20 protein-coding genes and 1 tRNA gene are annotated in these 24,809 nt (G+C 40.9%); 9 read left to right on the top strand and 12 right to left on the bottom strand.

Annotated elements, in window-relative coordinates:
* Positions 1–41: 41 nt before the first annotated feature.
* Together J2W55_RS03020 and J2W55_RS03025 are read right to left on the bottom strand one after the other, a co-directional pair.
* Positions 42–2,405, bottom strand: a complete 2,364-nt coding sequence (locus tag J2W55_RS03020) for an ABC transporter permease (protein WP_310091799.1) — start codon at positions 2,403–2,405, stop codon at positions 42–44.
* Between the two features lie 31 nt (positions 2,406–2,436).
* Positions 2,437–2,715, bottom strand: coding sequence for a hypothetical protein (locus J2W55_RS03025; protein WP_310091801.1), 279 nt, complete (start codon positions 2,713–2,715; stop codon positions 2,437–2,439).
* 964 nt (positions 2,716–3,679) lie between these two features.
* Here J2W55_RS03025 and glgB point away from each other — a divergent pair.
* From glgB to J2W55_RS03050, 5 genes are all read left to right on the top strand, one after another.
* Positions 3,680–5,623 carry a 1,4-alpha-glucan branching protein GlgB gene (gene glgB / locus J2W55_RS03030; RefSeq protein WP_310093463.1) on the top strand — a complete coding sequence of 648 codons (1,944 nt, stop codon included), beginning with the start codon at positions 3,680–3,682 and terminating at the stop codon, positions 5,621–5,623.
* An 84-nt stretch (positions 5,624–5,707) separates the two neighbouring features.
* A complete protein-coding gene (locus J2W55_RS03035) occupies positions 5,708–5,899 on the top strand; it encodes a hypothetical protein (RefSeq protein WP_310091803.1) in 192 nt (63 codons plus the stop codon).
* 175 nt (positions 5,900–6,074) lie between these two features.
* Entirely contained in the window at positions 6,075–8,492 is a 2,418-nt protein-coding gene (locus tag J2W55_RS03040; protein ID WP_310091805.1) for an ABC transporter permease, read from the top strand.
* Positions 8,493–8,606: 114 nt separating this feature from the next.
* Positions 8,607–9,512 (top strand): helix-turn-helix domain-containing protein, encoded by a 906-nt coding sequence (locus J2W55_RS03045; protein WP_310091807.1) that lies wholly within the window; start codon positions 8,607–8,609, stop codon positions 9,510–9,512.
* A 51-nt stretch (positions 9,513–9,563) separates the two neighbouring features.
* On the top strand, positions 9,564–10,289 hold the full coding sequence (locus J2W55_RS03050; protein WP_310091809.1) for an SDR family oxidoreductase: 726 nt from the start codon (positions 9,564–9,566) through the stop codon (positions 10,287–10,289).
* A gap of 134 nt (positions 10,290–10,423) precedes the next feature.
* Here the strand turns inward: J2W55_RS03050 and gap are convergent, their stop codons facing one another.
* From gap to pfkA, 3 genes are read right to left on the bottom strand one after another with little or no spacing between them, the layout of a single operon-like run.
* The gene (gap, locus tag J2W55_RS03055; protein WP_310091812.1) at positions 10,424–11,419 is read right to left on the bottom strand and encodes a type I glyceraldehyde-3-phosphate dehydrogenase; all 996 of its coding nucleotides are present in this window, start codon (positions 11,417–11,419) and stop codon (positions 10,424–10,426) included.
* Positions 11,420–11,424: 5 nt separating this feature from the next.
* Positions 11,425–12,273 carry a hypothetical protein gene (locus J2W55_RS03060; RefSeq protein ID WP_310091814.1) on the bottom strand — a complete coding sequence of 283 codons (849 nt, stop codon included), beginning with the start codon at positions 12,271–12,273 and terminating at the stop codon, positions 11,425–11,427.
* 3 nt (positions 12,274–12,276) lie between these two features.
* Positions 12,277–13,263, bottom strand: a complete 987-nt coding sequence (pfkA, locus tag J2W55_RS03065; protein ID WP_310091815.1) for a 6-phosphofructokinase — start codon at positions 13,261–13,263, stop codon at positions 12,277–12,279.
* 130 nt (positions 13,264–13,393) lie between these two features.
* Here pfkA and J2W55_RS03070 point away from each other — a divergent pair, with 130 nt between their 5' ends.
* A complete protein-coding gene (locus J2W55_RS03070; protein ID WP_374726351.1) occupies positions 13,394–14,086 on the top strand; it encodes an NUDIX hydrolase in 693 nt (230 codons plus the stop codon).
* A 143-nt stretch (positions 14,087–14,229) separates the two neighbouring features.
* Here the strand turns inward: J2W55_RS03070 and J2W55_RS03075 are convergent, their stop codons facing one another.
* Together J2W55_RS03075 and J2W55_RS03080 are read right to left on the bottom strand one after the other, a co-directional pair.
* Positions 14,230–15,090 carry an N-acetylglucosamine kinase gene (locus J2W55_RS03075; protein WP_310091819.1) on the bottom strand — a complete coding sequence of 287 codons (861 nt, stop codon included), beginning with the start codon at positions 15,088–15,090 and terminating at the stop codon, positions 14,230–14,232.
* A 318-nt stretch (positions 15,091–15,408) separates the two neighbouring features.
* A complete protein-coding gene (locus tag J2W55_RS03080) occupies positions 15,409–16,344 on the bottom strand; it encodes a Nif3-like dinuclear metal center hexameric protein (protein ID WP_310091820.1) in 936 nt (311 codons plus the stop codon).
* Between the two features lie 222 nt (positions 16,345–16,566).
* Here J2W55_RS03080 and J2W55_RS03085 point away from each other — a divergent pair.
* Positions 16,567–16,640, top strand: a tRNA-Arg gene (locus tag J2W55_RS03085).
* Between the two features lie 73 nt (positions 16,641–16,713).
* Here J2W55_RS03085 and J2W55_RS03090 read toward each other — a convergent pair.
* Positions 16,714–17,736, bottom strand: a complete 1,023-nt coding sequence (locus J2W55_RS03090) for a hypothetical protein (protein ID WP_310091822.1) — start codon at positions 17,734–17,736, stop codon at positions 16,714–16,716.
* A gap of 410 nt (positions 17,737–18,146) precedes the next feature.
* Entirely contained in the window at positions 18,147–19,190 is a 1,044-nt protein-coding gene (locus J2W55_RS03095) for a hypothetical protein (RefSeq protein WP_310091824.1), read from the bottom strand.
* 637 nt (positions 19,191–19,827) lie between these two features.
* On the opposite strand from J2W55_RS03095, the gene J2W55_RS03100 reads away from it, so the two are divergent.
* A complete protein-coding gene (locus J2W55_RS03100) occupies positions 19,828–20,427 on the top strand; it encodes a class I SAM-dependent methyltransferase (RefSeq protein ID WP_310091826.1) in 600 nt (199 codons plus the stop codon).
* 254 nt (positions 20,428–20,681) lie between these two features.
* Here J2W55_RS03100 and J2W55_RS03105 read toward each other — a convergent pair whose 3' ends face one another.
* Positions 20,682–21,014 carry a hypothetical protein gene (locus tag J2W55_RS03105; protein ID WP_310091828.1) on the bottom strand — a complete coding sequence of 111 codons (333 nt, stop codon included), beginning with the start codon at positions 21,012–21,014 and terminating at the stop codon, positions 20,682–20,684.
* 269 nt (positions 21,015–21,283) lie between these two features.
* Here J2W55_RS03105 and J2W55_RS03110 point away from each other — a divergent pair, with 269 nt between their 5' ends.
* Positions 21,284–23,401 (top strand): PAS domain S-box protein, encoded by a 2,118-nt coding sequence (locus tag J2W55_RS03110; protein ID WP_310091831.1) that lies wholly within the window; start codon positions 21,284–21,286, stop codon positions 23,399–23,401.
* Between the two features lie 70 nt (positions 23,402–23,471).
* On the opposite strand, the gene J2W55_RS03115 is transcribed toward J2W55_RS03110, so the two are convergent.
* Both J2W55_RS03115 and J2W55_RS03120 read right to left on the bottom strand, forming a co-directional pair.
* Entirely contained in the window at positions 23,472–23,834 is a 363-nt protein-coding gene (locus tag J2W55_RS03115) for a hypothetical protein (protein WP_310091832.1), read from the bottom strand.
* A gap of 318 nt (positions 23,835–24,152) precedes the next feature.
* Positions 24,153–24,686, bottom strand: coding sequence for a hypothetical protein (locus tag J2W55_RS03120; RefSeq protein WP_310091834.1), 534 nt, complete (start codon positions 24,684–24,686; stop codon positions 24,153–24,155).
* Positions 24,687–24,809 lie beyond the last annotated feature (123 nt).

Below are 24,809 nucleotides of genomic sequence, written 5' to 3' on the forward strand. Positions count from 1 at the left end.
GGGCCTGTTTTGTTTTAATTGGTGAGAGTTACTCCAATAGCTTACTCGGTTCTTAAGCTTTTTATAGGATTAACAATAGCGGCCTTTACAGATTCATAGCTCACCGTAAGCCAGGCAATGCCCAAAGCTGCCAGGGATACCGTAAAAAATACCAGCCAGCTAACATTGATATGATAGGCAAAACCGGCCAGCCAGCTGTTTACCGCGTACCATGAAAGCGGTATGGCAATAACTATCGCGATCAGGATGAGCCTGGTAATACCGGAGGATAGCAGATAAACAAGGTTTAATACCGATGCCCCTAATACTTTACGCACACCAATCTCTTTGGTACGCTGCTCAGCCATAAATGCGGATAGGCCGTATAAGCCCAGGCATGATATAAAAATACCCAAAATAGCAAACAGGTTAAAAATATTGCCCATCTGCTGTTCCCCTTTATATAAATGAGCCAGATCCTGATCAATAAAATCAAACTGGAAGGGGTAGGCCGGGTTAAGCTCCTGGCTTATTTTTGACAGCGCTTGTATGGTTGCACTGGTTTTGCCGGGCAATGTTCTGACCACTATAAAACGACCTTTCTGATTAAAGGGCATAACCAATGGTTCTATGGTTTGCTGAACAGGTTTAAAATTAAAATCTTTCACAACGCCAATGATAGTACCCTTATTACCCCAAAGCCTTAACGTTTTACCTACAGCAGTGGCGGCATTTAAACCCATAATGGTCAGCATTTTTTCGTTAACCAAGTAATTATTTGAATCAGCTTTAAATGCGCTTGAAAAACTCCGGCCTGCCACTAACTTCATTCTAAATGTATGGATAAAATCCTCGTCAACACCCATTACCGGGATGGTTGTTTGCGAGCGGGGATCTTTACCATCCCACTTAACATTAAAGGTCCAGCTCTCCAGGTTGGTGGGCAGGTCAGTAATAATAGAAAAATCGCTGGTAAGCGGGCTTCCTTTTAACTCGTTTTTTAAAGCCTGCTGTTTGTTCCAGATATCCCCGGTCATCGGTATATACAGCAGATTGGCCTTCTCAAAGCCGGGGTTCCGTTCTCTGATAAATTTAAGCTGGTTGTAAATAACCAGGGTGCCTACCAGCAATACGATGGAGACCGTAAACTGAATGACAACCAAAGTATTGCGAAACAGCAAATTGCCGCCCATTGATCTTACATTCCCCTTGAGTACTTTAACCGGGTTAAAGCCGGATAGAAATAAGGCCGGGTAGCTGCCGGAGATCAATCCGGTTAACAAGGCAATACCAAAAAGGCTTAGCCAAAGATTGATGTCTGATATATCGATGGTGAGTTTCCTGTTAGCCAGTTCATTAAATACCGGCAAAAATAAATACACCAACACAAACGCGAACAACAACGACAGAAAAGAGATAAACACCGACTCACTTAAAAACTGGAGGACCAGCTGCGCGCGTACAGCTCCCGCTACTTTGCGTAAGCCAATTTCTTTGGCCCTGCGGGCCGAACGCGCGGTAGCCAGGTTCATGAAATTGATACAGGCTACTACCAGTATCAATATAGCGATAATAAAAAAGATGTTTACGTATAGCGCATTCCCGTGACCCGGCAAATCTCCTACTCTTTCGGGCGCCAGGTGAATTTTGGTTAAGGGCTGCAATTGAAACGTAGCCTTTGTTCCGGGGCTATGTTTCTGAAATATCTGGTCAATTTGCCTTTCCAGCTTTAATAAATTGGGAGCAGAAAGGTCAAAGCTTTTATCTAACTGAATATAATCGTAAAAATTAAAGTTGTTCCATATATTATTTTTCAAATCGTTATTTGTTGCTGCTATGGAAGCCATTGGTAGGATAAAGTCAAATTGCAGCTCTGAATTTGCCGGTATATTGGCCAAAACGCCGGTTATTACCACATTTTCTTTATTGTCTTTTCGTAACACCTTGCCAATAGGATCTTCGTTTCCGAAGTATTTTGTTGCCATATCCTGCGTTATTAAAACGCAGTCTGCCTGTTTTAATGCTGTAGAGCGGTCGCCTTTCACCAACGGAAATGAAAATATATCCATAAAACCCGCGTCGGCGTAAAACACGCGTTTTTCTTCAAATTTCCTGTTACCTGTTTCAAGCAGGACAGCAGCCGGGGCTAACCGAACGGTATTTTTAATGACCGGCATTTCTGCTTTTAACCCGGCGGGCATGCCTGCCGAATTTGCCGCGGTTTTTGAATCAGCGAATTCACTGTTTATGCGATATATCTGACCGGCATTTTTATGGAACTTGTCATAGCTTAGTTCATTTTGCACCCAAAGCAAGATCAGGATGCTTGCTGCCAGGCCTATTGCCAGGCCTGATATATTGATCAGTGAATAGGCTTTATCCTTGATGATATTCCTGTAGGCGAGTTTAAAATAGGTCTTGAACATGGTGATTCTATTTTTAAAGAGTTCAGTAACTTTAATTTAGGTTGCCATTTTTGTAATTGAGACACGGTTTGCCGATTTGGCTATCCTGGCTGTAGCTGATGCGCTCTATTATTTTTACATGCTGCTTATTTATACCGTTTGCTGATGAATCATACACGGGGCTTGAAATAAATTTCATCTCTGCTATAATACGCAATATCTCCTCCGCGTCGGGATCATTACTGAGCAATTCCTGCAGCTCGTTTAATTCGGCTGTGGTGGCGCCTTTAGCCATTTTCTTTGCAGCAAGCTTTAGGATGCGATGGTCCATGTCATACACGCTTTAAGATCAAACGGATAGCTTATTTTAAGCCCATGTCAAATATGGTTGTGTATTGTTCAAATCTGTGCCAAATGGATAATTCATTAATAGTGAGATTCTTACATATTGTAATATCCCGGTATCGTTCGAAAACGTTACAACGGGTGTGCGGTTTTGCGCGGTTGGTCAATACAAACAATTATAAAAGTTTTGTAGGGATAATTATTGCACTGCTCCGCATGGCGGGCCAAAAAAATCTGCAATGCCGGGGTCTCACAAATATTTTGTATATTTATGCAGAACAGCCCGGTTTTCTCAAAAAGGAGAGTACCGGGCTGTTTGATTAAAGGACCCGATTGTTCCAAAAATGAAGTGTTGGAATATTAGGTTTTGAGTTTCAATAAAGTAATGCTTTTTAAGTTTTCAAAATGGCGTTCAAAATCCATTAAAAAGTGTTAAAATGGATTGCTTTGAAAAGTTTTTGAACGTTTTTTGATCTGTACGTACTTTATTTTAAACCAAAAAGTGTTAAAATAAAGGTTTAAAAAGTTTTTCAGTTGTGTATAGGGTATAAAGCACCTGCAAAAATAAATGTTAAAAACACCCGGTAAATGATACAAAATAATTGATCGAAGTATAATCTTTAAAATCAAATCAAAATCAGTCAAATCCTGTTATATTTGATTATATATAAACCAAACTCATTTCCGTAAATTGGGTTATCCTAACATATATCATGGCCAAACAAACAAAGAAAACCGAAACCCAGTTACCGGAAGCTAAACCCGTAAAAGAGAAGATAAAGGCTGTAAAAGCTGCTGATAAAGAAGTGGTTAGCCCGGAAGAAAAGGCTACATCGGCAAATAAAGCCGCAGCCAAAACCCGGGCTAAAGCTGCAGAACCGGTTACCGGAGCAGCATCGCCTGCTACAAAAGCAGCCAAAGCAAAGCCATCCGCAGTTAAAACACACGTAATGCTAAACGCCGTTGAACCTTATAGCCGGTTTACCGATTTTGATATAAGTTTATTCAGATCGGGCAAACATTATAAGTTATATGAGAAGTTTGGTTCGCACGTGGTGGAGTTTAAGGGTGTGGTTGGTACTTATTTCTCGGTTTGGGCCCCAAATGCGCAGCATGTATCAGTAATAGGTAATTTTAACGGCTGGAACCGCGCTTCACATGGTTTATTGTGCCGATGGGATTCGTCGGGTATTTGGGAAGGTTTTATTCCGAATGTGGGCGTTGGCGAAACCTATAAATATTATATTAAAGCTTCAACTGGCGAGGACCTGGAAAAAAGCGACCCGTTTGCGCTGCGCTGGGAAGTACCACCCCACACGGCATCTATCGTTGCCGATACTTATTATGAATGGAAGGATAGCGGCTGGATGGCCAGTCGTCATGAACATAATTCACTTGACAGGCCATACAGTGTTTATGAAGTGCATTTAGGTTCGTGGGCGCGCAGTTTGGAAAGCCCGGATGAGTTCCTCACTTATACCCAACTGGCCGATAAAATGGTGCCCTATGTAAAGGAAATGGGTTTTACGCACGTAGAGTTTATGCCTATCATGGAGCACCCTTTTTATCCAAGCTGGGGATATCAGATATCAGGTTATTTTGCTGCAGCGTCGCGTTATGGCACACCACAGCAGTTAATGTACCTGATTGAAAAATTTCATGAAGCCGGTATAGGGGTGATCCTGGATTGGGTGCCGTCGCACTTCCCGGGAGATATACACGCCTTGTACAAGTTTGACGGCACACACCTGTATGAACATGCCGATGCCCGGAAAGGCTTTCATCCAGATTGGAAGTCGTTTATATTTAACTATGGCCGCAATGAAGTACGTGCTTTTCTGATCAGTAACGCCCTGTTCTGGCTTGATCGTTATCATGCTGATGGCCTGCGTGTTGATGCTGTAGCCTCTATGCTATACCTTGATTACTCACGCAAGTTTGGAGAATGGGAAGCCAATATTTACGGCGGTAATGAAAACCTGGAGGCTATATCGTTTCTGAAAGAGTTTAATGAGGCTGTTTATAGCTATTTCCCTGATGTACAAACCATTGCGGAGGAATCTACCTCGTTTACAGGTGTTAGTCGCCCGGTTTATATGGGTGGATTGGGTTTTGGTATGAAATGGATGATGGGTTGGATGCACGATACTTTAGGTTATTTTAAGGAGGATCCCATCCATCGTAAATATCACCACAACGAGATCACTTTTAGCACCATATATGCCTTTACTGAAAATTTTATGCTGCCGTTTTCGCATGATGAAGTGGTATATGGTAAGGGCTCTATGCTGCGCAAAATGCCCGGCGATGAGTGGCAGCAGTTTGCCAACCTGCGTTTAATGTATAGCTATATGTTTACGCACCCGGGTACCAAATTGCTGTTTATGGGCGCCGAGTTTGGGCAGGGCGACGAGTGGAACTTTGGCCAGTCGTTACAATGGCATGTGCTTGAGTATGCCAATCACCAGGGTATATCAGAAACGGTAAAAGCACTGAACCACCTTTATCGTGATGAACCGGCCCTGTACGAGAAAGCCTTTGATTTTAGCGGTTTTGAATGGATAGACGGGGGTAACGCCAATGATTCCATACTGGTTTATGGTCGTAAGGGGTTAGATGAGAAGGATGATCTTGTTATTATTTTGAATATGACACCCGTTCCCCGGCATAATTACCGTATAGGCGTGCCTGCGGCCGGAAAATGGAAAGAAATATTTAACTCTGATGCCAAAAAATTCTGGGGCAGCGGCCTCCTTAATACGGAACTTATAACTGCCGAAGCGGAAGCCTGGCACGGCAAGAGTTACTCGGTAAGCATCACTATACCGCCGTTGGGTGCAACCATATTAAAAAGGTTTACTGACGTACCGGCAAAATATGAACTGAAACGTTAACAGGTTAACAATCCAATTAATAATGTAACTATTAACCTGATATAACCGTTTAGTTTACTAATTACATTGTTAATTGGATACCTTATGAATCCTAAATTCCGCTCCCTGTACATCGTTATCGGCATATTATTGTTAGTATCCCTGATAGTGCAGGTGTTTTTAACTTATCCGGATGTGAGCCCTAAGGGCGTTTTGCTGAATGCCGTGCCGGCATTGCTGTTTTTTTACCTGGCTTATAAAACCTATCATGAAAAAAAGGATAGTGAGTTAATGTAGTGCGTTCAATTTGTTTGATATAAAAAAATAGAAATCTTTTCGCACGTTCACTTGCGAACAGCCATTGTAACGAATCCGAACAGCTATTTGGTGTGTTTGTTATATAACTATTTGATTAACAATACCTTAAAATTTAGGCACATTCTTAGTCATACAACGGCATAAACCGATTGTTATGCTTAAAAATTACCTGCTGGTTGCTTTCAGAAACCTTGCTAAAAGCAAAGCCTTTTCGTTCATCAATATAGTTGGACTGGCAATTGGCATGGCTGCATGCCTGTTAATTTTGCAATATGTTAGTTTTGAGTTAAGTTTTGATAATTTTCATGCTAAAAAGGATCGTATTTACCGGATAAACCAGGATAGGTATAATAAAGGTAAGTTAAGTACCCAGTGGGCAGGTGGTGCATTTGCGCCGGGCAGCGCTTTTAAGGCGGTATTGCCTGATATAGAAGACTTTGTAAAAATTGTAAATGCCGGACAAGCTTTGGCCACCTATAAAGATCAAAAAATAGTGATCAAAGATGATTATTACGCAAGTTCTTCATTTTTTAACATTTTTTCGTTCCCATTGATCAGTGGCGATCCTAAAACAGCACTAAAAGAGCCAAATACCGCTGTAATATCAGAGCAGGTAGCCCAAACACTTTTTCATAATATCAACCCGGTTGGGCAAACCCTGTACATTAACACTGATAAACCATTGAAAATTACCGGTGTAATGAAAAATATCCCCGGCAATACACATTTCAAATTTGATTTTTTACAATCGTATAGTACCCTGTTAAAAGAAAACCCACCTAATAAAGATTATAACCTTGATAATGCCTGGTTATCTGATGGTTGTACAACTTACCTTCTGTTGAAACCAGGTGTTGACCCTAAGGTTTTAGAAGCCAAATTTGTACCTATCGTAAAAAAAGTATATGATGCCTATAAAGACGCCGGCGAAGGAGGCGTTTATACACTACAGCCCGTTCAAAGCATCCATCTATACTCCAATCGCATGCTGGAGTTTCAGCCTAATGGCGACGGAAAATCCGTTTATTTGTTATTGGGCATAGCCATATTTGTAATCATCATCGCCTGGATAAATTATATTAACCTGGCTACTGCACGCGGTATTGGCCGGGCCAAAGAGGTTGGCGTACGTAAAACGCTGGGTTCTGCAAAGGCGCAACTGGTTACCCAGTTTATGCTCGAAGCTATGCTGCTTAACGCCCTGGCCATTTTAGTGGCCGTGTTGCTCATTGTTATTTGTATACCGGTTTTTGCCAGTATATCAGGCTTACAAATGGGCTTTTCCTTGTTTGCTAAACCAGCTTTCTGGATAGCGGTTTTGGGGATCTTCCTGTTAGGCTCGTTCTTCTCAGGCTTCTACCCGGCAATAGTACTGTCTGCGTTCAGGCCTGTTGAAGTAATGAAGGGAAAAATACTGGCATCGCCCAGAGGGGTAATTTTGCGCAAAGGCATGGTGGTATTCCAGTTCGCCGCATCTATATTTTTGCTCATTGGTTCGCTTACTGTTTTCAGGCAGCTGCAGTATATGCAAAACCAAAAGCTGGGTATAAAAATTGATCAGACGCTGGTGATTAAAGCACCACTGGTTAAAGTAGATTCATTTTACCGGAGCATGAGTACCTTCAAACAGGAATGTTTAACCCAGCCGTCGGTAAAAAGCGTTACGGTATCTACCAACATTCCGGGCGAACCGGTATTTTGGAACGCGGGTGGTATAAAGTTAACTTCGGCCGACCAAAGTCAGGGTAAACAATACCGTATCATTGGTACTGACTATGATTATCTGACGGCGTATGACATGAAGCTGGTAGCCGGCAGAAAATTCTCTAAAGATTTTGGCGACGAACCGCACAGTGTGGTTTTTAACCGGAAAGCCGTTGAACAGATAGGTTTTAACAAGCCGGAAGAAGCGCTTGGGAAACGAATTGACTTTTGGGGGCAGGTTTATACTATAGTTGGCGTGGTTGATAATTTTCATCAACAATCATTGCGTGATTCTTATGACGCGCTTATTTTCAGGTGTATACCCGATGTAAGAGGGCCCGTGTCCATCAAAATAAGCTCCGCAAATATCACTCAAACCATTGCCGGTCTTAAAAAGACATGGGCCGCGTTTTTTCCCGGCGATCAGTTTGATTATTTCTTTCTTGATCAGCATTTTAATGAACAATACAAGGCCGACCAGCATTTTGGGCAGGTATTTGGCGTGTTTACCGGTATTGCCATATTTGTAGCCTGCCTGGGCCTGTTTGGCCTGGTGTCATACACCATTGTTCAGCGCAACAAAGAAATAGGTATCCGTAAGGTTTTAGGCGCCACAGTGAACAGTATATTAGGCTTGCTGTATAAGGATTTTGCAGTGTTGGTATTGGTTTCATTTATTGTATCGGCACCGCTGGCCTGGTATGCTATAAACAAATGGCTGCAAACCTATGCTTTTCGGATTGATATTAGCCTGTTGCTTTTTATTGTGCCGTTTTTTATAGTGATGGTCATTGCATTTGCTACAGTGTCTTTTTTAAGCGTAAAGGCTGCTTTAACCAACCCGGTTAAGAGTTTAAAAACAGAATAATAACTTAAAGATTCGTGGAGTTTAAAAACTTCCTGAATTTGAAAGTTTGGTTTAACAATTGTTATACTACCTGCAGATGACAGGCTTTGATTGACTATTTTCTTATTTTGGTGTATGGATACTTTAACCGCACCCGAAAAATCAGCAATACCAACCTACTCCCTACAGCAAAACAGTACCACAGGGAGCAGTATGATCGAGGTACGCGAGGCCGTTCCGGGTAGTATGGAGTTTGTGCTCGACCCTGCTTTCCTGATACCTCATCGCAAAGATTATTACCTGTTTGTATTGGTGAAAAAAGGCAATAACCGGCATTGGATTGATTTTATGCCTTATACACTTAAACCCGATACTTTTTACTTTACCGTACCCCAACAAGTGCACCTTAAAGAATATGCAGAGCCGGTGGAAGGTATTATAACCTGCTTTACCGATGAGTTTTTGCAATTGGAAGAGAATCAGACATTAAAGCGGCTTCCCATTATTCAGAACCCCGCCGGAGCTCATGAACTCTTACTTAAAGAGCAGGATGTAAGTTTTGTGGAAGACGTAATGCGTAAAATGCTGGTCGAATTTAATACTGATGGCAGTTGGCGCAACCAGATGCTTAGCTCATGGCTGCGGGTGCTGGTCATATACCTGAGCAGATTATATACGGAGCAGTTCAGTGAAACCTGCTTTACCTTAAATTATTGCCTGCTTAAAAGCTTCCAGGCGCTTATTGGCGAGCATTATGCCACTCAGCATGATGTTGCCGCCTACGCCGAAAAGCTCAATATAACACCAGGACATCTTACGGAGGTTATTAAACAGCAAAGCGGCAAAACAGCCATCGCCCATATTCATAACCGACTTATTGTAGAAGCCAAACGCCTCCTGCTGCATACCGATCTGTCGGCAAAGCAAATTGCCAATGAGTTGGGTTTTGAGGATGCTGCCTACTTTAACCGTTTTTTTAAACGGATTGCCGGTATTACACCTGTAAGCTTCAGAGCCCAAATCCGGGAAATGTACAAGTAATACCCCGCTAAGTGCAGTAGCATTTAAAATGTATTACCCGAGCTTTGCTTTATGAATAAACAAACAGTCTTAATAACCGGCGCCAATAAAGGTATTGGTCTGGAAACCGCTCGCCAGCTGGCAAAAGCGGGCTATTATATTTTTTTAGGAAGCAGGGATCAGGATAGAGGACAAATAGCTGTAGCTCAACTACAATCAGAGGGATATACAGATATTGAGCTACTGCTGATAGATGTTGCTGACGAACAATCGGTGCAACAAGCCCATGATGAACTGGCCAAACGTATTGATCATTTAGATGTATTGATCAATAATGCCGGCATTCCGGGTACTTTTCCGCAAACACCCACAACTGTTAGTGATGATGTCATGAAACAGGTTTTTGAAGTAAATTTCTTTGGCGTTATACGCACGGTACGAATATTTATTGACCTGCTTAAGAAAGCAGAAAACCCAAGAATAGTAAACGTAACCTCAGATCTGGGTTCGTTAACCTACCACAACGATCCTAACTGGGAGTATTACCATTTTAAATCAGCGGCTTATGGGCCGTCAAAAACAGCTTTGAATGCTTACACGGTTGCTTTGGCTTTTGAGCTTAAAGACCAGGTTAAAGTAAACATGGTAAACCCAGGCTATACCAATACCGAATTTAACCATAACCAGGGACCGAAAAAGGTAGAAGATGGCGCGGCGCCTATTGTAGAATATGCAATGTTGGATAAGGATGGGCCTACAGGTAAGTACATTAGTGATTATGGTGAAACACCATGGTAATGTTCTTTGGACAAAGGGTGGAAGAGATAGAAGACTTAATGGCCGTTCTTATCATAAATATCAACGGCTCAAAAGCAATAAAACCCCGACAAAAGCCGGGGTTTTGATATAAATTAAAGATTGGTTACGGTTAATTAAACTTTACCGATTTCCTGAACCAGGTCGATAAGTTTGTTTGAATAACCCCATTCGTTATCGTACCATGATACCACTTTTACGAAGTTATCATTTAAAGCGATACCTGCTTTAGCATCAAAAATTGATGTACGTGCATCACCTTTAAAATCTTCAGATACTACATCATCTTCAGTATAACCTAAGATTCCTTTAAGGTCGCCTTCTGAAGCTGTTTTCATGGCTGCTTTAATATCCTCATAAGTAGCACCTTTTTTAAGGCGTACAGTTAAGTCAACAACAGATACGTCGGCAACCGGAACGCGGAATGACATACCGGTTAATTTACCTTTTAGCTCCGGAATAACCAAAGTAACCGCTTTAGCAGCACCAGTTGATGAAGGGATGATGTTTTGGTAAGCACCACGGCCGCCTCTCCAATCTTTAGCCGATGGGCTATCAACAGTTTTTTGAGTGGCTGTAACAGCGTGTACAGTGCTCATTAAGCCTTCTTCAATACCAAAGCTATCATTCAATACCTTAGCGATAGGAGCAAGGCAGTTGGTAGTACATGAAGCGTTTGATACGATAGTATGCTCAGCAGATAATTTTTTATTGTTTACACCCATTACAAAAGTAGGGGTATCATCTTTAGCGGGCGCGCTCATTACTACTTTTTTAGCACCAGCATCAATATGTTTTTGAGCAGTTTCCTGAGTTAGGAATAAGCCGGTAGATTCAATAATAACTTCGGCACCCACTTCGCCCCATTTAAGGTTAGCAGGATCTTTTTCAGCAGTAACGCGTATGGTTTTACCGTTTACAACCAAATGTCCGCCTTCAACAGCAATAGTGCCTTTGAATGGTCCGTGAGTTGAGTCGTATTTTAACATGTAAGCCATGTAATCAGGCTCAACAAGGTCATTAATACCAACAACTTCAATGTCGGGTCTTTCAATTGCGGCTCTGAATGCCAGACGTCCAATACGGCCGAAACCGTTAATTCCTATTTTCATGATTTTTAATTTTTATTTGAATAGTAGGTTAATAAATTATTTATGGGTTCTTTTATGATATTTTCAATTTGTAGGTTAGCCTCGGCGGCAACTTCAATTAAATGTTCCTGAAAGTTTGAAGCTACAGTGCCTGCGAAATGTATAGAGGCCCCCGGATATTGTTTAGATAAAGGTAGCAAATATGTTGAAATTAGCTTGCTAAAACCTTTTTTTATGACGTTTTGCAGATGATGGTCTTCCCGGTTTTCCAGGTAAAATTCGGTGAATGAACTTAAAAACAAGGCAGGTTGTTTTTGGCGGTAAACTTTTTCAAGCAGTGTTTTGCGGTCGGCTTCATATTTATGAACAAACTTTTTACGGAGGTTTGCCGGCAAGGTTTCATTCATAAACCCTTTGATTAACTGCCTGCCCAGCCAGTTGCCCGAGCCCTCATCTGCCAGTATGTAGCCAAGGCCATAGTTATTGGGTAATACCTTTTTACCATCGTACCAGCCTGCGTTTGAGCCGCTGCCGCAAATACTGATGATACCAGGTGAATTTTTGCAGCAGGCTATTGCAGCCGCAGTAATATCATGCTCAACCGTTACTTTGCCGAATTTAAAAAACGCAGACAGTGCATTATGCACAATTTGCTTACGTTCATTAGATGAGGCACCTGCACCAAAAAAGTAAATGCGCCTTATTTGTTCGGCATGGTGTATCAGGTTTATATTTTTATTAAGCAGTTGCAATATATGCTTCTCGTCGTTAAAATAGGGGTTAATGCCGTTGGTTTTAAAGGAAGCCACAGTTCTGCCTTTATCGGCCAGCCGCCAATGTGCAAAATAAGACCCACTATATACAACTGCAATCATTTACTATATTGATAATATATCAACCATTTCCAGCAAATCAGCCTCCAGTTTAAATTCATGATGGTTCAACGCTTCTTCTAAACTGGTAAGCAAAATGTGGTTGGCCTGCAAACCTACCATTTTTTGTGTTTCGCCCGCAATTAACGCATTTACGGCGGCATAGCCAAGCCTGCTGCCCAAAATACGATCAAAGCTTGATGGACTGCCCCCTCTTTGCAAGTGGCCTAATATAGTTACTTTAATGTCGTAGTCTTTAACTTCCTTTTGTACCGCTTTGGCCACATCATACACGCCGCCATTTTTATCGCCCTCGGCAACAATAACAATACTTGACGACTTTTTGTTAGATGAACCATCTTTCAGGTTCCTGATCAGATCATCAATAGCCGTTTGTTTTTCGGGCAATAAAATAGCCTCTGCGCCGCATGAAATACCAGCACGCAGTGCGATAGCTCCTGAGTCGCGTCCCATTACTTCAATAAAAAATAAGCGGTCATGCGCATCGGCAGTGTCGCGTATCTTATCAATAGCTTCAATTACAGTATTGGTGGCCGTATCAAAACCCAGGGTATAGGTTGATCCGCAAAGGTCATTATCAATGGTGCCGGGCACACCAATAACAGCAATGTCAGGATATTTTTTTGAAAAACGCAATGCTCCGGTAAATGTACCGTCGCCTCCAATAACCACCAGTGCATCAATACCATGCTCCTTTAAATGTTGGTAGGCAGTGACCATACCTTCATCTTCCTTAAAAGGTAAGCAACGTGCAGTTTTTAAGATAGTACCGCCCAAATTAAGTATATTACTTACGGAACGTTTGTCCATTTCGTACATATCGTTCTCAATAAGCCCTTTGTAACCCTGCCGCACACCAACAACCTTAAGGCCGTTATATATCGCTGTTCTAACTACTGCCCTTATACAAGGATTCATTCCGGGAGCATCGCCACCTGAAGTTAAAACCGCTATTTTTGAAATTTTCTGCATCTTTACGTCACTTAAATTTGTGCTACGAAGATACTGTGTGTAAATTACACCATTAAATTTTATTTATTTTTTTTTGGATTAGGAATTAAGGCCATATATTTAACAATTAAACTTAAATCCCTGTATAGTTTTGGAAGTAATGCTACCCAAGTTTGATTCCGTATTCTCTATTGACTGCGTAATTTTTGGATTTGAAGCCGGAGAGCTTAAAATTTTGCTTATAGAACGTAACGAAGAGCCATATAAAGACTGGTTGGCGTTGCCTGGCTACATTGTAGAGCAAGATGAAAGTATTGACGATGCCGCTGAGCGTATATTGTACGAACTTACCGGTTTGCGCGATTTGCATATGCAACAGTTCCATACTTTTGGTGAAGTGAACAGGCACCCGCAAGGCCGGGTTATCACCGTGGCCTATTATGCATTGATACGTATAAACGGGCAAAAGGAAGTAAGACCGGTTACCCAGTATGCAAAAAAGGCATTCTGGCATCCGGTGAGCGAATTGCCAAAACTTGCATTTGACCACAGCGAAATATTTAACACCGGGTTTAACAAGATCCGCAGACGCCTGCATTACCAGCCGATAGCTTTTGAGCTGCTGCCCGAAAAATTTACGCTCACACAACTTCAATCGCTTTACGAGGCTGTATTAAATAAAAAGCTGGATAAAAGGAACTTCAGAAAAAAAATGCTTAGCTATGGATTTTTAAAGGAACTTGATGAAAAGCAAAAAGGGGTGTCATATCGTGCTGCCAAACTATATAAGTTTGATAAACGTAAGTATGGCAAGATATTCCAGGGCGAAATGAATATTGGATAGGGAATTTGGGACTATAAGAGTTTGAGACTTTAGACTATGGGATAAAGGATCATTGGAATAAAAATAAGAGTTTATAAAAAAGCAAGGGCCGGAAGTATTTCCGGCCCTTGCTTTTTTTATCTGATAGTCCTAGTCCAAAAATCTTATAAGGAGCTTGGAGCCAGGTCAAGGTGATATTTTACCAGGTTATCTATAGGCGAGCGGATAATGTTACCAACCACCATTCCGTTTTCGGTAACTACTTCTTCAAGCACGTTCCTGAAGTTATAACCTACTGAACCTATACAGTTAAAGCTGTATTTTTGATAATCAGGATAGTGAGTTACCAGGTTGCGAAAAAAATCTTCAAACGAAGTGCGCACCAGGTTACGGGAGTATTCAATATGTACGTTATTGTCATAAACAAATTTGCTGAAGCTGGCGCAAAAACGGTTTGCGCGGGGCTGGGTGTAAACCTGTTCGTTGATATCATCGGGCGTAAGCTTAAATGTTTCCCAAAACAGGTTGCGTACAGGCTCGGGCATGTACCCGCGCAAATAATCAACTAGCAATTTTTTACCAATATAGCAACCGCTGCCTTCATCGCCCAGGATATAAGCTCCTGAGTCAATGTTGTTTATAACTTCTTTACCATCATAAATACAGGTATTGGTACCAGTGCCTAAAATGGCGGCAAAACCTTCGTTGTTGCCTAAAAGAGCACGTGCGGCAGCAAGCAAGTCATGACCAATATTCACTTTTGCTTTGCTGAAAACCACCTTCATGGCTTCTTCAACAATTTTACGCATTTCAGGTGTTGAGCAGCCTGCACCGTAGTAATTTACTTCAGTTATTTCATCCTTTTCGAGGTCGGTAGGCAAGCTCTCATTTAAAGATTGTATGATATATTCCGTACCAGAAAAATAGGGGTTATAACCCTCAGTGTTAAAATACACTTTTTTACCTTCTTCGGTAACCAGACACCAGTTTGTTTTAGTTGAGCCACCGTCAGCAATTATGATCATAAATTAAGTTTTGTTAAAAAAAATTGGGTTAAAAGTATGATTAACTTATTGTAAAAAAAACACTTTCTATTTTAAAAAACAAAAATGGCGATTTTAAAGCTAATAATACGTTGTTTTTATATAAAAAGAACATTTAAAAGATACTAATTACCGATGCTGGCACCTGTTTATCAAAAATTGTAAAATAATAACAACTGTATGATTTACATGTAATTAGCACGCGTGCAATTAAAGCACAGTAATTTGCAATTGTACGTAATGTTAAATTATTTAACAACAAATATGTTTAGTTGTGTCATATAATCAGGTACAACTGCATTACAAAAACGATAGGGAATTGTTAGCTGGTATATGCGTTGTTTTAATGCCTGGTACTTTTTCATGGAGCCAGGTTGCCATAAATTCTGAGCCTGGTTCTTCGCTGGCAATATGCCCTAATACAATCAGGGATAGTTTTTCGCCTTTTGACTGCGCATCCCGCACATATTCCGCAGTTTCCCATTCCTGTATTTCCCCGCATATCAAAACGTCGGGTTTTTCTTTGCTCATTGCTTGTATTTGTCTTGTACCACCCGCGGCGCCGGGCATCAGTAATATCTTTTTACAACTTTGTTCAGGGCTGCCTATGTACCTCACCTTATTGATAGTCAGTTTTTGCTTTAAGTACCCGATCAATGAACTTAGCGATGTAGCCGGGAGCATTAGTATGCTGCCTGCATCGGAGTTGTAATAACTTAACCAGTTAAGTTGCTTAAGTAGCCCCATTCGTACACCATCAGGGTTAAGGCGATGTATATAATCATGGTTGCGCCATACGGCTATGTTGTGTTGTTTGAGCAGGTTTGCTTTATATTGGTAAACCTCATCGTCGGCCAGCCATGAGGTTTCGTCCGCGTGATTATAAAAAGTAGGCTCATGTGCTATAATGAAGTTGGCTCCTAATGCGATGGTTTTTTTGATCACCTCAATGGTAGCAAACATGGTGGTAACAATACCCGTCACTTTTATATCTCTGCTTCCGGCTTTTAACGTATCAACAGTGCTGCTTAAAGGGCCGCCGGGTACCTGATTGATAAACAGATCCATAATATCGCCTACCGTCAGATCGGTATTTATATCCAAAAAGCTACCGGCCCTACCTATGGCCGGCGCTGTTAACAGTGCTGTAGCACCTGCTACTTTGGTGAGATTACAGATAAATTTACGCCGGTTAGTGTCCTGACTTAGCAGAAACAAGTTTTTTGATGTGCTCATAATTTATACGGATTGATCAAATATAAAAAATGCATTGAATGTGTTTGTGGTGATATTGATTAATATAATGCCTTGGGGGGGTTAGTGATGATTATTTTTCTATTGTTTTTTATCCACCGCTGTAACTTTATGTTTTACTGTGAAAAATACTATAGTTTTGCAATAAACTTGATTGATATTTCAGCATTATTTTGCATCTTTGCACCGCGAAAAAATCGCGATGGTCCCATAGCTCAGCTGGATAGAGCAACTGATTTCTAATCAGTAGGTCTCAGGTTCGAATCCTGATGGGATCACCTGGAAAGCTTCTCAGATAAGATTTGAGGAGCTTTTTCATTTTTAGTTTGGGTATTAATGGGCTGATTAATGCTATTTGCTGGTTTTACTGGGTTTTGAATAACTGACGCTGAAGGGTATGTTTACCGGTGCATTCCATTTGGTATCTAAAGTAATTGTAAATTGTGCTGCCTTTGTAAAAAAGGCTCCGGTATATATATAGTTTGTGTTTCTTTCAATCCAAACTTCATCACCACCCTTACTTGGCAAAACCTTATGATTTATAACATTCCCTATCTTATCTACGCAATCTAAACGTATCTCACTTTCATAGAAAGACCGGTAAGGGAGAACGATTGTACTAAATTCAAAATTAGATTTTCCAATTTGGGAGGTACTAATATTGTAACTAAAGAGCGCGCTATCAAATAGGTCCTCTGTTCCGTGGAATCTTCCATTTCCATTTAATAGATCAAAAGCAGGCGGGTAATCGGTCAGCGTCAAAATAAACTTTGACGCATTAGCGGGTATTGCGTCTGTAATGCGAATAGTGAGTTTGCTTACCATACGCTTAAGCTTGATCACTTTATTGATAGGCGCCTTTATTAGGGTATCGAACCCGCCGAAATATATACCCGAAGTTAAAAGCGCGTTATCAAGGTGGTAAAAGGGAAGCGTCCAGTAACCGCCGTGACCATTTGTCCTTTCCTCATTTATTTTACCTGCTAACTGATCGCCAACTATAAAAAACCAATATTGCCCATCACTTAGAGATTCTTTAAAGGTTCCGAAATTGGCATCTGTCGACTTCTGAATAACTTCTTTAACGGGGCCTGCTGCGAATTGAGGATATTGTTCAAATTGCGGATCTGTTACAATTCCGCTATCCTTATAAATAACCAAATGCAAGTATTTTATTTGATTCTTTAACAATGCGCTTCCCCCGGCGCTGTTAGTGTTTAAACCTTCTGTTGTGCTCTCGAAACCAGGAACCGTAAAGCTGACTGCGTGGAGCCCGGTATTCACTTCAGTAGAAATTGGCTTTTGTGTCGAATCTTTTTTACAGGATAAAGCCACTATGCATACAGCAATGCATGACAGGTAAATATTTTTCATGATAATTGGATATTTCTTTAAAGTTAATTAAAAGAATATTGTAAAGTTATAATATCATGATTATGGGCAGATAATGTATAAATTGGCAGAGAGTTACATACTTTATGATCAATGTTTTATTAATTTTAACGAAAATTCAGTTAAGGAAACAGATTTCATTACAAAAAAAAAGTTCAAATTGGGCGCGAGTGATACAAAGATTTCCGTAGATGCTATGGATGAGCTTTTAGGGAACCGCATATAACATCGTTATATCGTTAGAACAGCATCTATTCAACCGCCAGGCTTAATTAACCTGGCGGTTGGTTTCGTGTTTTATGCGGGATGTTGCACTATAACAGTAGTTACAAGACGGTCAAGAAAAGTAAAAGAGTACTCAGAATCGATTCCTGATTTCATGGCCGTTCAGTTTATTTTAACGACAATTTGCGAATGGTGTTTGTGAATGTGTCTGTGAAATAAATAGTGTTCTCGCCCTCGTTTTTCGCTAACACCAAGCTATTGGCGTGTACATCGGCTTGTAACCCAACACCATCTCTGCCGTCCGGAGTATTCGCATTCGGGCCTGCCAAAATGGTCAGTTTGTTGTCGGTTATTTTTTTGATGTAACCATCAGCTGCGATATATATGGTACGACTGTCTTTATTTGTAATAATGCAGCTTATATTGCCTAATGGTAAATCCGCGTAAATTCTTGCAAAAACGCCGGATGGCGTAAGCTTATACATATGATTGTTTACCCCAAGGTATTTTACCTTATTATATCCCACAAACATGGCACGGTAAGCAGTGCCCCGGTGGTAATCATTTTCGGGTAGTATGCTCGTATCATACGTCACTGGATCTTTACCTATGTATTCACTGGTTACCGCCTGGTGCTTTAATATCTGCATGTGAACGCTGGTCCAGAAAAAATCGCCGTAAGGGTCTTTAGCCAAACTGCTTCGGGTTATATAAACGTCCGATTGGCTGGCTACAAATTCACCGGTAGGGCCAAATATCCATGACTGGCTGTAGGGGTCGCCGTCCTGGTTGACAGCGCATATTACGTGAATAGTACCTATCCGCTGCAAACCTACATAAATTGGTTCATGTATAGTTTCCCCGTAATTGTTGGGTGCCAGGGTTAGGGTAGTTACCTGGCCATTAAGGATTTGACGGATTGCGTTATTACGCGTATCGGCAACATACAGTATTCCGCTTTCGGTAGAAAATAATCCGGTGGGAAAGTTGAAACGCGCAGACAATGCAGGCCCGTCCAGTTTAGTAGAGCCCGATGTATACCGTTGGCCTGCAATTGTGCTAATTGTATTTGGAACAGGTGCATTTGCAGTTGTGGCCAGGGCCACGCGCTGGTCTGTACCGGTTTCCGGAGTTGGTTGTTCGGTTTTTGTACAGCTGGTTACAGCAAATGCCAGTGCCAGTAAATTAATATAGGCAAATTTATTTTTCATAACTGGTTAAATTGATAGATAAATGTAGCGAATTGCGTATACGACAGTTTTACGAAGTATCGAATTGATACGAATTTGAGCAAATTGTGGTATCATTTTGTAAAGGAGGCATACGTGGATAGAAATGGCACATCAGATATCAGCCTGTTTACAGGATTTTATAAAAATATATAGGGTAGTTACAAGTATTTCGTCATTTACCACACTTGACCAATAGCAGGGCTAAGAACCCCATTTTAGAAAAAGTGTCGCAATCGAAACCATCAAATCCTCAAGCTGAGATTGCAAATCATATTTTAAGTGATTATCTTTCGTCTGTAATTCTTTCTGAATGGCTGAACCTGCATCACTTTCGCTGAACAACAAAAAATGGCCTTTTAGGCTTATAATATTGTTTACAGTTGTAATGCTACTCGGGTTTATTCCATGGGAACATATATTCTCAATTCAAATAAATAATAGTACACTGGCTTGGTTCACAGATTTTCCAATGGGCTTATTTGGTCATAACCTATGAAGGCAAAACCTGGCGAGAAGAATCAAAGAAAGAGTGAGATAATAATTTATTGAGCAAAGTTAAGTAGGAGCCTGAGATTAAATGAATTCACAAGAGAAAGTACTAAGCTGTTACAACCAGGTGGCCGACGACTATGCGGCTGACCGCTGGGACGAACTCTTCAAAAAACATTTTGACCGATTGTTATTGAAGGAATTTGCATCTGTCAATAAAGACAAAGGACTATGCGCCGACTTTGGCTGCGGGCCCGGACAAACAACAAAATTTCTATACGATAATGGTTTGGAAAATATCATCGGCATTGATTTATCGCCGGCGATGATTAGCGTTGCACAAAGGCTTTCTCCTCATATTAAATTTGAAACCGGGAACTTGTTGGATATCGTTTATTCGCCAGAGTATCTTGGAAGTGCAATTGCATTTTATGCGATAGTGCATTTTACAAGTGACCAAATCAGGCAGTGTTTCGGAGAAATAAACAGGGTATTGAAAACAGGAGGCGATTTTTTATTTTCGTTTCACGCTGGTGATGAAGTAGTTCATTTCGACAAAGCTCATGACAAAGAAATAGATATTGATTTATTCTTTTTTAAGACAGATCACATAATAAAATTGCTTGATGAAACGGGTTTTAATATAATTGACGCCATAGAGAGGCGTCCGTATGAAGATGTGGAATATCCAAGCCGGCGGGCCTATATTTGGGCCAGAAAAAAATGAAGGACATATACTATGGGGCTTTCCCGGTTTGAAAGCGGGCGCTCAACAAGGCGGTCACTTCTCCGTTTTGGTTAATAATATTATTTCCTGATCACTATTTATTCGTGCTGTTTTTCTCAACTCCTCCATAAGCCGGTTTAAAAAGTGTACAATAACGATTAATTATTAAAATCCTGCTAAAAGCTTCAGAGCAGAATAGGCTTAAAAGCAGGGACGTTTTATGGTAATTATTAAAGCAAGCGGATGAAACTTCTTTATTGCTCTTTAAAGATGTTTTTATCCCATTTTCTGAACTCATAATACTTGCTTTTGGGTTCGCCGGTTAATCCGTTGATGCCCTTTTTTCGGGGTAGATAGTAGGCATGGATATATAGAACCGGCAAGATAAAAACGCTGAGAGTAATCATAGCAACCGCTCTGCCAAAGAAAAAAGAAATTGAAGTAATAATAACAAGTGTAAGTATATATTTTCCAATCCGGCGGGCCTTGGGAGTGCGCTCTTCAAAATGCCCGAAAATAATATTGCCAAGCGCGTAGATGATGCTGACTATGGCTATTTCGAACCAGATTGATGATGTTAACCACATAATTTTGAGGTGATTGATCAATATAAAAATACGATATTTAAAAACCAATCCAAGCTAAAAATCGTTATTGTTCATTCTGTTGCAATGCGTTTTTTTATTTGGTTTGTTATCAGAAATAGGATTATTAACGAAGCGCTGAAAATAGTTTGGAATGGGCGTTTGTTAAGCAAAATTATCATGTATTTATAAAACACAAAAGCCTTTAAGTAGTTATAAATGGTATTTCTGGCTGACTGTGGTCAGATTGACTAAAATATTTTTTTGAATTTATGGAAGCAAATACTCCTCTTAATCCTGCTGATGACCAATTCAGGTTTATTTCAGACCAAACGCCTTTATTGATATGGGCATCAGGTACGGACAAAATTTGTTGCTTTTTTAACACAGCATGGCTAACATTTACCGGCCGGCTTATAGAACAGGACTATGAGGATGGCTGGAAAGATAGTGTTCATCCCGACGATTTGCAGTATTGTCTTTCTGTTTACGATAAGGCGTTTGAAGCGCGGAAAGAATTTACAAGGACATACCGGTTAAAGAGAAATGGCGGTGAGTTCCGGCATGTAACAGAGCGTGCCACCCCGCGGTTCCGTGCCGATGGTACGTTTACCGGCTATGCCGGCTATGGAATTGACATGAACGAATTACTTGAGGACGCTCAGATCCGGCGGGATTTGTTTGCTGCGGAAGCGTGGCGAAAAGAACAAAACCTGAATGAAGAACTTGCATCCACAAACGAAGAGTTGAGTGCGGCAAATGAAGAACTTACTTCAATTAATGAAGAACTGGGGCAGACTCAGGAAGATTTGGCTTCATTGAACCGCGAACTGGAAAATATTGTTGCTGTCCGGACAAAAGCATTAATGGCAAGTGAGGCTGCAGCACAAAAGCTGAACAAGGAATTGGCTGCCACCAATGAAGAACTGGCTGCTGCCAATGAAGAGCTGGTAACCATTAATGAAGAACTGGCTGAAAGCCGGGAAGAGCTTCAAAGGAGCGAAAAGCTCTTTAGAACTATAGCGTTAAATATCCCTAAATCTTTGGTCATGGTGATTGGAAGCAATCGTAGGTTTATGGCCATTGAAGGTGCCCTGATGACAAAAATGGGCTATGATAATAGCAATTACATAGGGAAACACCTTGCAGAAGCTGATCCGGAAAGATATCAGACCAGCAAGCACCTATATGATCGTGTTTTGGCAGGTGAGCAATTTACGGTTGACCGCAAAGGTAGCGATGATGAAGATTTCAGGATGGAATTTGTGCCACTCAGGAACGAATTTCATGAGGTATACGCGGCTTTGATCATAACCCTGGATATAACCGATATTAAGCAGGCAGAAGAAAAAAGCGCTAAATTGGCTGCTATCGTAGCGTCGTCTGATGATGCCATTGTGAGCAAAACGCTGAATGGTATTGTCACGAGCTGGAATGCGTCGGCAGAAAGAATGTTCGGTTATTCAGAAAGCGAGATGATAGGCCAACCTATTTTAAAGATCATTCCGTTAGACCGGCAGGAAGAAGAGCCGCGTATTCTTGAACGGCTAAGAAGAGGAGAACGGGTAAAACATTTTGAAACCAAACGAATAAGCAAAGACAATAAAATATTGGATGTTTCTTTGACAATCTCACCAGTCAGAGACAACGAAGGCCGTATTGTAGGTATTTCAAAGATAGCCCGCGATATATCCGAAAAGAAGCGGGATGAACAACGGAAAAATGATTTCATTGGGATGGTTAGCCATGAATTAAAAACACCGCTTACCTCGGTTAATATACTCATCCAGGTACTGCAAGCTAAGCTCAGCAATAGTAATGATACCTTTGTTCCCGGCGCTTTGAATAACGCTGGTAAACAGATTAAAAAAATGACCGGCATGATCAATGGCTTTCTTAATCTTTCCAGTCTTGAATCGGGCAAAATGCCAATGGTTAAACAGGAATTTATGCTTGATGAATTGCTGAAAGAAGCTGTTAGCGAAACGGAACTTACAATGAACGATCACCACATCCGTTTGAGCTATACACCGGTGAAAGTAAACGCCGATTGGGACAAAGTAGGCTCTGTAATTCTGAACTTATTAAGTAACGCAATTAAATACTCTTCAAAATCCAGCGTTATTGATGTGGATTGTCGCATTACAGATGGAAAGGCACGGGTCACTGTAAAAGATCAGGGGATAGGCATCAAAGCGGAGGACGCAAAGAAGCTATTCGATCGTTATTACCGCGTGGAGAACGATCACACCAGGCACATTTCCGGCTTCGGCATAGGTCTTTATTTAAGCGCGGAGATCATTCGCCAACATCATGGCGAAATCGGCGTGGAAACTGAATTTGGAAAAGGTTCAACTTTTTATTTCACTTTGCCACTTAGCCAATCCTAAAGCTTTTACAATGTCTTAATTTGACAGTATATCCTTTAGATTTATGAGTATATCCTCCGGGCTTTGAAGGTTATTTATTATCGTAACTCCGGCGCATAAGCCCTACTAAAACAATACCTGTAACGATCACAATTCCCCAAACAACATTGTGGTTCCTGGTCGAAAAGTTATTTGTCTTGTCGTGGTTTTGCCCGGTAGCTTTATCAGCGTCCGCTTTTCCAATACCCGATACGCCGCTCTTTCCACCGGTATCCTGTAACATTTTCCTGGTACCTTGAGTTGCGCCGGGCGATGCCTGATCTGCTGTACCTGACTCACTTCGTGACCGCGCACGTTCGGCTGCGGAATCTTGTGGTGTTTGTCCCCATGCGGGCGCGCTGCCTAATAGCAGAACCAAAAGTAAGATCTTAACCATTTTTTCAAAATTTTTCATGATGAAGTGTATTATATAACATAATTAACAAATACTCCTCCATAAGAAATCATAGCCGAAAAAACAGGTACTAATTTAAAAGTACAGGTATTTAACGCCACTTTGTGGTTTTACTACCTGCTATCAATTGCGTTGGTTACCTGCTATTTAAAAGCAAAAAGTGCGAGGTTATCTCACACTTTTGCTTACCTTCCGGGCGGCAGCGCAACCCAGAATGTTAAGAATTATATAATTTATTTTTGAGGAAGCTGATAAGTAAAGGCATTGCTGGCAGTCATCCAATTTTTAGTGACCGGCGTACTGCTGGTTTAACCAGGTTTAGTCGATTATAAAGTTTGAGGTAAAGTACTGTTTCACATACAAAGTGTCTTTGAAATTGGCATTGCCTATTGATTGCAGCATTATTTTTCCTTCCAGCAGCCATTTGGCTTTATCGGCAGGCTGCCCGGGTGTTACGTTGATACCCTTCACATACCCATCAACCATTTTAACCGCGACCATTGAACACGCCGGACATACCTGAGCATATACTACTTTTCCTGTAAGTATGTCTTCCTTGCCAAGTTCAAAGCTTGTGCCCTCCATGGGCGCTTTTATATATATAGTATTCGTTCCACCCGAAAAATTTTCCCTACTCCAGAACAGGCGGTAAATTCCGCTTTTAAACCGGATCGTGCTATCTATATCGGCTTGTTCCGTAAACCTAAATTCGCAGGTATTATTTATGCGGCAGGAAGTTAAATTATTAGGGTCAATCTCCACTTTCTTTTTCACTTCATTTTTTTTGCCACATGATAATAATGCTACCATAAAGCACATTAATAATTGCAGGGTGTAAAGGTTCTTTTTCATATTTTAATTTGTTTAAAAATATTACGGCCGATTTGAATGATACGCTACAAAGGTCATGTTATCAATATGTTAAGTTTTAATATCTGCCAATACAACACAATAAAGCCCGCTGGTTTATCAGCA

The sequence above is a fragment of the Mucilaginibacter pocheonensis genome, assembly GCF_031456535.1.
GTDB classification, from domain to species: domain Bacteria; phylum Bacteroidota; class Bacteroidia; order Sphingobacteriales; family Sphingobacteriaceae; genus Mucilaginibacter; species Mucilaginibacter pocheonensis.